General features: G+C 74.3%; 11 protein-coding genes, 1 rRNA gene and 1 pseudogene. 10 read left to right on the top strand and 3 right to left on the bottom strand.

Going from position 1 to position 11673, the window contains the following annotated elements:
* The 4 genes from rrf to AB0881_RS36760 all read left to right on the top strand — a co-directional run.
* A 5S ribosomal RNA gene (rrf, locus tag AB0881_RS36775) occupies positions 1-93 on the top strand; the annotation flags it as partial.
* A gap of 588 nt (positions 94-681) precedes the next feature.
* Positions 682-1428 (top strand): hypothetical protein, encoded by a 747-nt coding sequence (locus tag AB0881_RS36770; protein WP_366624754.1) that lies wholly within the window; start codon positions 682-684, stop codon positions 1426-1428.
* Positions 1368-2441 carry a hypothetical protein gene (locus AB0881_RS36765; protein ID WP_366624752.1) on the top strand — a complete coding sequence of 358 codons (1074 nt, stop codon included), beginning with the start codon at positions 1368-1370 and terminating at the stop codon, positions 2439-2441. The genes AB0881_RS36770 and AB0881_RS36765 overlap by 61 nt, the downstream gene beginning before the upstream one ends.
* A gap of 181 nt (positions 2442-2622) precedes the next feature.
* Complete coding sequence (locus tag AB0881_RS36760) at positions 2623-3792, top strand: alkaline phosphatase PhoX (protein ID WP_366624750.1); 1170 nt, start codon at positions 2623-2625, stop codon at positions 3790-3792.
* 192 nt (positions 3793-3984) lie between these two features.
* Here the strand turns inward: AB0881_RS36760 and AB0881_RS36755 are convergent, their stop codons facing one another.
* Positions 3985-4917, bottom strand: a complete 933-nt coding sequence (locus tag AB0881_RS36755; RefSeq protein ID WP_366624748.1) for an MBL fold metallo-hydrolase — start codon at positions 4915-4917, stop codon at positions 3985-3987.
* A gap of 117 nt (positions 4918-5034) precedes the next feature.
* On the bottom strand, positions 5035-6315 hold the full coding sequence (locus tag AB0881_RS36750) for a DUF1015 domain-containing protein (protein WP_366624746.1): 1281 nt from the start codon (positions 6313-6315) through the stop codon (positions 5035-5037).
* An 80-nt stretch (positions 6316-6395) separates the two neighbouring features.
* On the opposite strand from AB0881_RS36750, the gene AB0881_RS36745 reads away from it, so the two are divergent.
* The 3 genes from AB0881_RS36745 to AB0881_RS36735 all read left to right on the top strand — a co-directional run bounded on the left by AB0881_RS36745 (position 6396) and on the right by AB0881_RS36735 (position 8982).
* Complete coding sequence (locus tag AB0881_RS36745; RefSeq protein ID WP_366624744.1) at positions 6396-6836, top strand: tetratricopeptide repeat protein; 441 nt, start codon at positions 6396-6398, stop codon at positions 6834-6836.
* 21 nt (positions 6837-6857) lie between these two features.
* Complete coding sequence (locus AB0881_RS36740; protein ID WP_366624742.1) at positions 6858-7862, top strand: HAD-IIA family hydrolase; 1005 nt, start codon at positions 6858-6860, stop codon at positions 7860-7862.
* Positions 7863-7938: 76 nt separating this feature from the next.
* Positions 7939-8982 carry a glycerophosphodiester phosphodiesterase family protein gene (locus AB0881_RS36735; RefSeq protein WP_366624741.1) on the top strand — a complete coding sequence of 348 codons (1044 nt, stop codon included), beginning with the start codon at positions 7939-7941 and terminating at the stop codon, positions 8980-8982.
* Between the two features lie 54 nt (positions 8983-9036).
* Here the strand turns inward: AB0881_RS36735 and AB0881_RS36730 are convergent, their stop codons facing one another.
* Entirely contained in the window at positions 9037-9378 is a 342-nt protein-coding gene (locus AB0881_RS36730; protein WP_366624739.1) for an SCP2 sterol-binding domain-containing protein, read from the bottom strand.
* Between the two features lie 113 nt (positions 9379-9491).
* On the opposite strand from AB0881_RS36730, the gene AB0881_RS36725 reads away from it, so the two are divergent.
* The 3 genes and pseudogenes from AB0881_RS36725 to AB0881_RS36715 all read left to right on the top strand — a co-directional run.
* The gene (locus tag AB0881_RS36725; protein ID WP_366624737.1) at positions 9492-9860 is read left to right on the top strand and encodes a hypothetical protein; all 369 of its coding nucleotides are present in this window, start codon (positions 9492-9494) and stop codon (positions 9858-9860) included.
* Positions 9857-10666, top strand: a complete 810-nt coding sequence (locus tag AB0881_RS36720) for a TlyA family RNA methyltransferase (protein WP_366624735.1) — start codon at positions 9857-9859, stop codon at positions 10664-10666. Before AB0881_RS36725 ends, AB0881_RS36720 begins: the two co-directional genes overlap by 4 nt.
* 81 nt (positions 10667-10747) lie before the next feature.
* Positions 10748-11632, top strand: a pseudogene (locus AB0881_RS36715) (NAD kinase); the annotation flags it as partial.
* Between the last annotated feature and the right edge of the window lie 41 nt (positions 11633-11673).

Genomic DNA, 11673 nt, shown 5'->3' with positions numbered 1-11673 from the left:
ACACCCGGTCCCATCCCGAACCCGGAAGTTAAGCCCTTCAGCGCCGATGGTACTGCATGGGAGACTGTGTGGGAGAGTAGGACACCGCCGGACATATATATTGGTCGAGGGTCGCCCCGGTTTACGGGGCGGCCCTCGACGCGTGTCTGGGACCTGCCAAAATAGGTGAGAGCAGGTCGACGAAACCACCGAGAACAGTGACGGACGTGATGAGCGCGGAAGAGGACGGCCGCAGCGGCGAGAACCGCGAGCGGCGCGGTAATGACGGGGGGCGCGGTACGCCTCCCCGCCGCGGGGGCGGCGCCCGCAACGGCTCCGGGGGCTCGGGGTTCCGCAAGGGCGGTGGCCCTCGGGACCGCGGCTCGCAGGGGCAGCGTGGTCGTTCTGAAGGCGCGGCCGGTGAGGGCGGGCGAGGCCGTCCGTTCAGCGGAGGGCGTCCGGGCTCGAGCGGTGGCGGCTGGAAGGGCAAGCGGGACGACCGCGGTCAAGAACGTCCGTTCAAGCGGTCTGATGACAAGCGCGGGCCGGGCGCCGGCTCTCGCGACTCGCGGCCCGGAGGCGGTTCCCAGGAGGGGCGCAGGTTCGGATCTCGTCCCCAGGGGGCGAGCGGTGGCCCCCGTAGGGACGACCGCCCGCGTCCGCAGCGCGACGATCGCCCTCAGGGGAACGATCGCTTCTCGCGTGACTCCGGGCCCCGGCGGGACGACCGCGGGCCCCGACGTGACGATCGGCCTCAGCGGGATGATCGGTTCGCTCGTGGCGGACGGCCCCAGCGCGATGATCGCCCGGGGCGCGATGACCGCTTCAAGCGGGATGACCGGCCGCGCCGGGACGACCGCTTCGCCGCCGGTGGCGGGCCCGGGCGGGGTGAGCGTCCGCGCCGGGACGATCGTTTCGGTCGCGACTCCGGTCCCCGGCGTGATGATCGTGGGCCACGTCGTGACGATCGTCCGCAGCGGGACGACCGTTTCGGCGGCGGTGGACGGCCCCAGCGTGATGAGCGCCCGGGGCGCGATGATCGCTTCGAGCGGGATGATCGCCCGCGTCGCGACGACCGGCCGCGGCGGGATGACCGCTTTGCTCGTGACGACCGGCCGCGCCGTGATGATCGGCCGCGTCGTGATGATCGATTCGCCCGTGACGACCGGCCGCGCCGGGACGACCGTCCTGCTCGGGACGACCGGCCGCGGCGGGATGACCGGCCGCGGCGGGATGACCGTCCCGCGCGGGGGGAGCGGTTCGGGCGTGGTGACGATCGGCGGCAGGGCGGTGGGCCGCGTCGTGACGGGCGGGGACGTCCGGGTGATCGGGACAGGCCGCAGGGGCGCTCGTACGGGCCGCGTGACCGTTCCGGACGCCGTGACCAGGTGGAGGCCCAGGAGCGGCAGCCGCCCAAGCACGACGATCCGTTGCTGCCGGACGACGTGACCGGTGAGGAACTGGACGTGGAGGCGCGCGAGGAGCTGCGCACCCTGCCCAGGGACCTGGCCGGACGCGTCGCGCGCCATCTCGTGATGGCGGGGCGGCTGGCGGAGGACGAGCCCGAGACCGCCTACCGGCACGCCAAGGCCGCGCGCCGGCTGGCGTCGCGGGTGGGCCTGGTGCGGGAGGCGGCGGGTCTCGCCGCGTACCACGCGGGTGAGTGGGCGGAGGCGCTCGCCGAACTGCGCGCGGCGCGGCGGCTGAGCAACGCCGAGGACGCGTACCTGCCCGTCATGGCGGACTGCGAGCGTGGTCTGGGGCGCCCCGAGCGCGCGCTGGACCTGGTGAAGTCGCCGGAGGCCCAGAAGCTCGACCAGGCGTCCCGCATCGAGCTGCGGATCGTGGAGTCCGGTGCGCGGCGCGACCTCGGCCAGGTCGACGCGGCCGTGGTCACGCTCCAGGTGCCGGAACTCAGGGACCGCAGGCTCCGCCCGTGGTCGGCGCGGCTGTTCTACGCGTACGCCGACGCGCTGGCCGAGGCCGGGCGGGACACCGAGGCGGCCGAGTGGTTCGCCAGGGCGGCGGCGGCCGACCGCGACGGGGAGACCGACGCGGCCGAGCGGTACGCGGAGCTGGAGGGCCTGGACATCCTCGACACCGAGGAGGGCGAGGACGAGGGTGCCGGTGCGCTGAGCGCGGACGGGGCCGCGGCCGTCCCGGACGAGGTCGACGCCGACATGGGTGTGGCCGAGGCCGACGGCGAGGAGCAGGGCGTGCAGGGGGCCGACGAGGGCGTGCAGGAGGCCGCGGAGGCCGACGAGGGCTCCGATCCGACCGCCATCGCGTTCAAGGCGGCCCCGGACGAGCCTCAGGCGGCGCCAGAACGGCCCTCAGAGGCGTCCGAGGAGTCGCAGGGGTCCGGTCCGGGCTCCGACGTTCCCGAGGCGCCGGCGGTCTTCCTGGAGCCGCAGACGGACGACCGGCCGGACGAGGACGGCGAGGGTCCCTCCGCCGGCTGACCGGGTCGCCATCCCTGGCCGGCGTCCCGCGCCGGCCGGGGAGATCGCGTCCACGCGGGCGGCCCGGGGTTGACGGGTGTCGCGGTTCGGCTGATATTCACGGGATCGTGCCGTTCGGGGGGTGAGGGAGTCATTCCCGCGTGATCGACTCCCTCACGATCTTGATCTCGTGAGGAGCGTCATGGCGACCCCCCTGAACCGACGCATGTTCCTGCGCGCCACCGCCATCGCCGGTGGCACCACCGCCTTCTCGGGCGCGTTGTGGCACCAGGCTTTCGCCGGGCCCGCGCAACCCGGGCCCGGCCCCTATGGGGCGCTCCTGCCCGCCGACGCCAACGGCCTGCAGCTCCCTCAGGGCTTCCGCAGCAGGATCGTGGCCCGCTCCATGCAGCGGGTGGCGGGTACACGCCACACCTGGCACCCGGCCCCGGACGGCGGCGCGTGCTTCCAGGACGGCGATGGCTGGATCTACGTGAGCAACTCCGAGGTCCCCCTGGTGGGAGGCGTCTCCGCGATCCGGTTCGGCGCCGACGGTACGGTCGCCTCCGCGTACCGGATCCTGAACGGGACCACGCTCAACTGCGCGGGCGGCGCCACACCCTGGAACACGTGGCTCTCCTGCGAGGAGCACGACTTCGGGCTCGTGTACGAGACGTACCCCCAGGGCGGCAAGGCGGCGCAGTCCCGTCCCGCCATGGGCCGGTTCAAGCACGAGGCGGCCGCCTGCGACCCCGACCGCAAGGTCGTCTACCTCACCGAGGACCAGTCGGACGGCTGCTTCTACCGTTTCCGCCCTAGTACCTGGGGCGACCTGTCATCAGGCACCCTTGAGGTCCTCCTAGGCACGGGTACGGGCCCGGTGCGCTGGGCCAGGGTGCCCAACCCGCGCATCTGGACGACGCCGACCCGCGACCAGGTCTCCGGGGCCATGCGGTTCGACGGCGGCGAGGGCTGCTACTACGCGCGCGGCATCTGCTACTTCACCACCAAGGGCGACAACCGGGTGTGGTCGTACGACGCCGCCGCCGAGACGCTCGACCTCGCCTACGACGACGACCTCGTCACCGGGGGCGAGGCCCCGCTCTCCGGCGTGGACAACATCACCGGCACCGCGTCCGGTGATCTCTACATCGCCGAGGACGGGGACAACATGGAGATCAACCTCATCACCCCGGAAGGGACCGTCGCGCCGTTCCTGCGCGTCCTCGGGCACGATGAGTCCGAGATCACCGGCCCGGCGTTCTCCCCTGACGGCAAGCGCCTCTACTTCTCCTCCCAGCGAGGCGAGAGCGGGTTCATCGGGGGGACCGACGGGTTCACGTACGAGGTGACCGGCCCCTTCCGCGGCTGACCCGGTCGGCTCACCGGTGCCCCCAGCCGCAGTGGCGGCCGGGGCGCCACCGGCGTCCGGTCCGGCGGAACGTCCTGCCCGTGGGGTGGGGCCGGGGGTGCCGGGCCGCCCCGTGCGAGGGGTGCGTCCCGGTGCCCGAGCACCAGCGGCACGGCGACGCGGCCCCCGAGGGGCCGACGTAGTGCGCGGGCATCACGCGTGCCGGTTCAGGGCGTGCATGATGCCGGCGACGTTGCTCTCGGCGCCGTTGAGCAACTCGTACTTGGCGGCCAGCTCAGGGTCGGCTCCTTCGCGCGTCACCGCGTAACGCTCGTTGGTACGGTCGCGCACCATCTCCACCGCATGGTCGAGGTCGAGGCCCTCGTCCTTGGCGTCGCGCACCGCGTCCACCCAGATCCGCAGCTCCTCGGCGGACCGCTCCAGCGTGTCGGAGACCTCCACCACGGGCCCGTAGTGGGCGAACAGCAGGCGCTGCGGTCCCAGCTCCTGGAACTTGCGCAGCGACGCCAGTGCCGTGTCCAGGTCGAAGTCGGGGGGAGGCGTGGCGGGCCGCACGTCCTTGGTCTCGGGGACGTAGATGCCGGCGGCGTCCCCTACGTACAGGTCGCCGGTCTGCGAGTCCATCAGGCCCACGTGGTGCTTGGCGTGCCCGGGGGAGTAGTACGACTCCAGCCGGCGGCCGCCGCCCAGGTCGATCGACCCGGTCTCCTCCACGGCCCGGATCCGCGCCGCCTCAGTGGGGCGCAGCTCGCCGAACAGCGTGTCGAGGGCGTCCCCGTACACCATGCGCGCGCTGCGCATGAGCCGTTCCGGGGACGCCAGGTGCCGCGCCCCCTTCTCGTGCACGACCACCTCGGCCTCGGGGAACATCTCGGCGATGTCGCCCACCCCGCCGGCGTGGTCGAGGTGGATGTGCGTGACGACCACGGTGGCGAGATCGGCGGGCCCGACGCCCAGTTCGCGCAGCGCGTTCCGGACGACCGGGGCCGACCCCGCGGTGCCCGGCTCCACCAGGCACGGACGGTCGGACAGGATCAGGTATCCCGCGGTGATGCCCGTGTAGCCGGCCATCCGTGTGTCGATCTCGTAGACGTCCCCGCCGAGCGGCGTGATCGTGGTGTCCATCGGACGATCATCTCTCGCATCCGGCCGGGTTATCCACAGTTCGCGCGGGACCTTCCGCGGCATGCGCGGTGGGCGCGTGCGGGCGGCCGGGCGGGCCTGCGGTGCCGAGGGGGCCGGTCAGCAGCGTCTCAGCACTAGGCCGGTGCGGGGTTTGGGGCCGAAGGAGGTGGATTTGCGCGGGACGCGTTCGCCTTCGGCGGCGACGGCGAGGACGTCCTCGACCTTCAGCGGGTTGAGGATCACCGCGGTGCCGCCGGTGCGGCGGGCGCGGGCGATGGCGGCCGCGGGGTCGTCGTGGACGACCTCGACGCTCCGCTCGTCCTCCGGGATCTTCCAGAGGTCCCTGATGAGGAGGTGGTCGAGGATCGCGGTGTCGAGGGCGCGCCAGCGGGCGGAGTGGCCGCGGGGCATGGCGCGTTCGAGGCGGCCGGGATCGGGGTTCGTCAGCAGGTGCAGGCCGCCGTCGGCGGCGGGCAGGAGGAACGCGGGGCCGGGCACGTCCCGCAGGGCGTCCGTGCCGGAGACGGGTGTCACGTCGAACGCCTCGCGCGCTCGCGCGAGCGCGGTGGAGGGAGGAAGGCCCGGCAGGACGCGGTGGATGGCGCCCAGGTGGGGCGGGTACCGGGTGGAGTCGACCAGGAGGGCCAGGCCGTGGTCCCAGGTCCTCTCGGGGTGGCGGGCCTGGAGGGCGCGGTACGTGGCGTAGCGGTGGTGGCCGTCGGCGATCAACGCCTGGCGCGGGGCCAGATCGGCGGCGATCCGGGCGTGCAGGGCCGGGTCGTCGATGCGCCAGAGGCGGTGCGGCTGGCCGCCGGCGCGGAAGTCCATGAGAGGAGGGCGCTCGGCCGCCGAGTCGATGATCTCCGCGGTGTCGCCGCCGCCCTCGTAGATCAGGAAGATGGGCTCCAGGTTGGCGCGGGTCGCCTCCATGAGGGCGAGGCGGTCCCGGACGGGCCCGGGGTAGACGTTCTCGTGGGGGAGGACCACCTGGTCGGCCTCGGCCCGGATGCCGAGGGCCCCGATCAGCCCGCGCTGGCCCTCGGTCTCGTACAGGTACAGCGCCGGGGCGGGGTCGGTGATCAGCGAGCCGTCGGCCAGCCAGCGGCGGAACGTGGCGGCGGCGTCGCCGTAGCCGTCCGGGAGGGTGAGCCGGACGATGTTGTGCCCGCCGCCCGCCTTCAGGCTCTCGACCTGGTCGCGGTCCAGCAGGTCGTACGGAGGGCTGGTGACCGAGGCGGGATCGATGTGCGGGGCGAACCGGACCCCTCGGAACGGCGCCAGCTCGAGCCCCGCGCCGCGCCCGGGGCCGGCGGCCGGGCGGGGTCCGGCGCCGAAGATCCGGGCGCTGAACTCCTCCGGGTCGAGCTCGGGCGGGAAATCGGCCTCCACCGTGCGCATGCTAGTCAGCCACGGGTGAGGGAGCGGCGGGCGGGTACGGTCCAAGTGATCGGCGTGATCGGCGTCCGCGGGAGGTCCATATGGATGGTCAAGGATCGGGACGGCCGGACGATTCCCAGAGCGGCGTTCATCCCGACCCCGCCGGCCCGGACGGCGGGGTCTACGAGTGGTACACGCGAGGGCTGGAGCTGCTGAAAGGCGGGAGCGCGGCCGCGGCGGTGCAGCTGCTGGCGCGGGCGGCCGACGCCGAGCCGGCGTCGCGGTCGATCCGGGAGGCGCTGGCACGGGCGCAGTTCGGGGCGCGGCGGTTCCGGGAGGCCGCCGAGAACTTCCGCTACATCGTCGAGATCGACCCGGCCGAGGACTACGCGCTGTTCGGGCTCGGGCTGTCCCTGAGCCGCCTCGGCGACTTCCGGGGCGCGGTGGAGCCGCTGGCCCTCGCCGCGGCCATGCGCCCCGAGAACAGGGACTACGCCAAGGCGCTGCGCCATGTGCGGGCCACCCTCGATGCCCGGAGGTGACGCTCTCGTACGATGGCGGCGATGAGAAGCTGTGACCGCCCGCTGTGCGAGGCCTACGACGTCGCCCTGCTCGATCTCGACGGTGTCGTCTACATCGGCCACCGGCCGGTGCCCGCGGCGGCGGAGTCGCTGGCCAAGGCGCGGGCGGCCGGGCAGCGGCTCGCGTTCGTGACCAACAACGCGTCCCGGACGCCGTCGGCGGTCGCGGCGCTGCTGACCGACGTCGGCGTCCCGGCGCAGGCGGAGGACGTGGTCACCTCGGCCCAGGCCGCCGCGCGGTTGCTGGCCGAACGCCTCCCCCAAGGCGCGAAGGTGCTCGTGGTCGGGGGCATGGGACTGCGCCACGCCCTCTACACGAGGGGCCTGAAGCCCGTCTCCACGGCCGCGGAGAAGCCGGTGGCGGTCGTCCAGGGGTACGACCCGGGGCTCTCGTACGGCCTGCTGGCGGAAGGGGCGGCGGCCGTACGGAACGGGGCGCTGTTCGTGGGCTCCAACGGCGACCTCACGCTCCCGGGCGGGGCAGGCCCGCCGAGGCCGGGGAACGGCTCGCTGCTGAAGGTCATCGGCGCCGCCACCGGAGTCGAGCCCATCGTCACCGGCAAGCCCGAACGCCCCCTGCACCGCGAGTCGATCATCCGCACGGAGGCGCGCCGCCCGCTGGTGGTGGGCGACCGCCTCGACACCGACATCGAGGGCGCGTACAACGGCGGCTCCGACAGCCTGCTGGTCTTCACGGGCGTCACCGAGCCGATGACCGCGCTGACCGCGCCGCCGCACCAGCGCCCCGCCTACATCGCCCCCGACCTGTCGGGCCTGCTCGTCCCGCATCCCGAGGTGCGCGAGGAGCGGGGCCGCTACCTGTGCGGCGGATGGACCGCGCAATGGGACGGCGAGCAGGTCGAGCTGACGGGCGAGGGCGACGCCTACGACGGGCTGAGGGTCCTGTGCGCCGCCGCCTGGAGGGACGAGTCCGTGCCGGACGCGGACGCGTTCGAACGCTCGCTCCAGCGCCTCGATCTTGGCTGAACGGCCTTCCTCCGTTCGCCGGACGGTCACGGGCGGATGATGACCTCTCCTGAGTCAATATCGGGAGAGGTGTGCCATGAGGCGTGTGTTGGCGGCGGGACTGGCGACCGCGGGGCTCGCGGGGCTGCTGGCTGGGACGGCCGGCCCGGCCCGGGCCGAGGGCCGGGACTTCGATCTGCAGGCCCACCGGGGCGGGCTCGGGCTGGTGGTCGAGAGCACGATCCCGGCGTTCGCGAACGCGCTGGAACTCGGGGTCACCACCCTGGAACTGGACGTGCAGATCACCGAGGACGGCCACGCGGTGGTGACGCACGACCGCCGCGTCAGCGACCGCAAGTGCCAGGACACCGCCCCCGCCGTGCCGGGCGACCCCGAGTACCCCTACGTCGGGAAGTACGTCAACACGCTCTCGCTCGAGCAGGTCCGCACCATGGACTGCGGGACCCGCACCCTGCCGGAGTTCCCGGGGCAGCGGGCCGTGCCGGGGGCGAGGATGCCGCTCCTCCGTGAGGTGTTCGCGCTGGTGCACCGGTACCGCGCGTACGGGGTGAAGCTCAACATCGAGACCAAGGTGGAGGCCGGAGCCCCGCACGAGACCGCGCCGCGCGAGCGGTTCGTCCAGGTCACCGCGAAGGAGGTGCGGCGCGCGCGGATGCTGCGCCAGGTCACGATCCAGAGCTTCGACTGGGGCGCGCTGATGCGGATGCGCCAGGTCGAGCGCAGGCTGCCGCTCGTCGCGCTCACCAACTACGACTTCCTGCAGACGGGGCGGCCCGGACGCTCGCCCTGGCTCGGCGGCATCGACATCGACGACTTCGGCGGCGACCCGCTGCGTGCGGTGAAGTCGTTCGGCGCGGACGCGTTCTCGCCCGTCCACGGGTTCCCGCAGAACGGCAAGGTGACCGACCCGGGCTACCGGCCGTACGTGACCGGGGACATGGTCGAGCGCGCGCACAGGATGCGGCTCAAGGTGGTCCCCTGGACCGTCGACGACGCGCCCACCATGGGCAAGCTCATCGACGACGGCGTGGACGGGATCATCACCGACCGCCCGGACGTCCTGCGCGCCGTCATGGCCGAGCGCGGCATGCGGCTTCCCCGCGCGTACCGCCGCCGCTGACGCCCTCGGGCGCCGGACGCCGGCCAGCGGACGCCGAGCGGAGGGCGGCGGGCGTCACAGCAGCTTGCGCAGGCGGAGCAGGTCGAAGATGCTCGCCTCGATCTTGAGGCGGCCGGACGCCCACGCCTTGGCCGGGTTCAGCTCGTCGTCGGCCAGCGCGACCAGGTCGTCGCTGGCCACGGTGAGCCGCACCTGGGCGCCCTTGGCGTCGCCGGTGCGCTCGAACGGGTCGAGCCCGCCGGCGTGCAGCCGGCTCGCGTAGGCCACCCCGAGGTCGGGGATCCGGCAGCTGATCGTCCGTTCCACCACATGCTCGGCGAGCCGGTCGGCGTCCACCGCCGCCAGGCGTTCCGCGATGCGGCCGAGCGCGCCGCGGCACTCCTCCTCGTTCGCCATGGTCAGGCCGTTCCCCGTTCGATCGACGACGATGTCGTGATGGGACGGTAGCGTTCTGACCGGGCCCGTGCGACTCGCGGCGGGCGATCGGGGCCCGCTGGAGGGAGAACGAGATGTCCGACGAGGCCGCGCAGGACCCGGCGCGACCGGCACCCCCGCCCGCGCAGGCGGGGCCGCCGCCCGGCCCCGAGCCGACCGGCGACCCCAGGGTCGATGAAGCCCTGGCCCGGCTGGGCGGGCTGGCCGGCACCCCGGTCGCCGGCCACGTGGCGGTGTTCGGCGAGATCCACCAGCGCCTGCAGGACCTCCTGACGTCCGCCGACCAGGACGACCACCCGGCGAGCCCCGCCGCCCCCGCCACCCCCGGCCCTGGCGGCCCGCGCCCGGCCCCGCCCGGCCTCCACGGACCCCACCCGGGGCCGCCCGGCGCGCGTCCGGAATCCGCGGGCCCGTGGCCCGGAGCGTCCGGGGGGCGCGGGTGAACCGGCGGCGGCTGGACGCCGAGCTGGTGCGCCGCAAGCTGGCGCGGTCGCGGGAGCACGCCTCCGAGCTGATCGCCGACGGCCGGGTACGGGTCGGCGGCCGGCCGGCCTCCAAGGCCGCGACGCAGGTCGAGACCGGGGCGGCGATCCTCGTCGACACCGCCGACGCCGGGCCCGAGTACGTCTCGCGCGGCGCGCACAAGCTCGCCGGGGCGCTGGAGGCGTTCGGCGGGCTCGACCCGGCGGGCCGGGTCTGCCTGGACGCGGGCGCGTCCACCGGCGGGTTCACCGACGTGCTGCTGCGCGCGGGCGCCGCGCGCGTGTACGCGGTCGACGTCGGCCGCGGCCAGATCGCCTGGTCGCTGCGCACCGACGGCCGGGTGACCGTGCTCGAACGGACCAACGTCCGCGACCTGACCCCCGAGCTGCTCGGCGTCCCCGCTGCCCCCGCTCCGGACCTTGTGGTGGGCGACCTGTCGTTCATCTCGTTGCGGCTGGTCCTGGAACCGCTGCGGCGCTGCGCCGCGCCCGAGGCCGACTTCGCGCTCATGGTGAAACCGCAGTTCGAGGTCGGCAAGGAGCAGGTGGGCGCGGGCGGCGTGGTACGCGACCCGGAGCTGCGCGCCGGTGCCGTACGGGCCGTCGCCGGGCACGCGGCGACGCTCGGCCTGGGCGTGCTCGGCGTCACCGCGAGCCCGCTGCCGGGCCCGGCGGGCAACGTGGAGTACTTCCTGTGGATGCGCGCGGGCGCCCCGCCGCTGGCGGACGCCGACCTGGCGCGGGCCGTCGCAGAGGGTCCGCAGTGATCCGTTCCGGCCGGCCCGCCGTAGGAACGGACGTGGAAGGCACAGTGGAAGCGAACGCGGCAACGGCGTCGGAGCGTGCGCATGGGTGAGAGATCGGTGCTGGTCGTCACGCACACGGGACGGCCGGAGGCGGTGCGCAGCGCGCAACTGGTGATCGAACGGCTCAGCGCGGCGGGCATCTCGGTCCGCGTCCTGGAGAGCGAGGCCGCCGACATCGGCTGCGCGGGCGTGGACGTGCGGCCGGGCACCGCCGAGGCCGCCGCGGACGCCGAGGTCGTCATGGTGCTCGGCGGCGACGGCACGCTGCTGCGCGCCGCCGACCTGGCGCGCCCGGCCGGCACCCCGCTGCTCGGCGTCAACCTCGGCCACGTCGGCTTCCTCGCCGAGGCCGAGCGCGAGGACCTGGCCGCGACGGTCGACCGCGTCGTCAGCCGCCGGTACGACGTCGAGGAGCGGATGACGATCGACGTCGTCGTGCGCCGCAACGGCGGCGTCGACGGCACGACGTGGGCGCTGAACGAGGCCAGCGTGGAGAAGGCCGAGCGCGAGCGGATGCTGGAGGTCGTCGCCGAGATCGACGGCCGCCCGCTGTCCAACTGGGGCTGCGACGGCGTCGTGTGCGCCACCCCGACCGGCTCGACGGCGTACGCGTTCTCCGCGGGCGGCCCGGTGGTGTGGCCGGAGGTCGAGGCGATGCTGGTGGTGCCGATCAGCGCGCACGCGCTGTTCTCCAGGCCGCTGGTGGTCTCGCCGCGGTCCGCGGTGGCGATCGAGGTGCAGCCGGGCACGGCCCGCGCGGTGCTGTGGTGCGACGGCCGCCGCACCCTCGACCTGCCGCCGGGCGCGCGCGTCGAGGTACGCCGGGGCGCCGCTCCGGTACGGCTCGCGCGGCTGCACCTGACGCCGTTCACCGACCGGCTGGTGACCAAGTTCGGGCTGCCGGTCACCGGCTGGCGGGGCCGGGCCCGGCAGGCCGCGGCCGCCGCCCTGCCCCCGGGCCCGCCCGC

Origin of the sequence: Spirillospora sp. NPDC029432 (assembly GCF_040703975.1) — a bacterium.
In the GTDB taxonomy this organism is placed as follows: domain Bacteria; phylum Actinomycetota; class Actinomycetes; order Streptosporangiales; family Streptosporangiaceae; genus Spirillospora.
This window is presented reverse-complemented; position numbering and strand designations above follow the sequence as displayed.

Excerpts from the sequence above, each read along its gene's own strand:
- AB0881_RS36760 (WP_366624750.1), top strand. The coding sequence starts at position 2,623 with ATGGCGACCCCCCTGAACCGACGCATGTTCCTGCGCGCCACCGCCATC.
- AB0881_RS36755 (WP_366624748.1), bottom strand. The coding sequence starts at position 4,917 with ATGGACACCACGATCACGCCGCTCGGCGGGGACGTCTACGAGATCGAC.
- AB0881_RS36750 (WP_366624746.1), bottom strand. The coding sequence starts at position 6,315 with ATGCGCACGGTGGAGGCCGATTTCCCGCCCGAGCTCGACCCGGAGGAG.
- AB0881_RS36745 (WP_366624744.1), top strand. The coding sequence starts at position 6,396 with ATGGATGGTCAAGGATCGGGACGGCCGGACGATTCCCAGAGCGGCGTT.
- AB0881_RS36740 (WP_366624742.1), top strand. The coding sequence starts at position 6,858 with ATGAGAAGCTGTGACCGCCCGCTGTGCGAGGCCTACGACGTCGCCCTG.
- AB0881_RS36735 (WP_366624741.1), top strand. The coding sequence starts at position 7,939 with ATGAGGCGTGTGTTGGCGGCGGGACTGGCGACCGCGGGGCTCGCGGGG.
- AB0881_RS36730 (WP_366624739.1), bottom strand. The coding sequence starts at position 9,378 with ATGGCGAACGAGGAGGAGTGCCGCGGCGCGCTCGGCCGCATCGCGGAA.
- AB0881_RS36725 (WP_366624737.1), top strand. The coding sequence starts at position 9,492 with ATGTCCGACGAGGCCGCGCAGGACCCGGCGCGACCGGCACCCCCGCCC.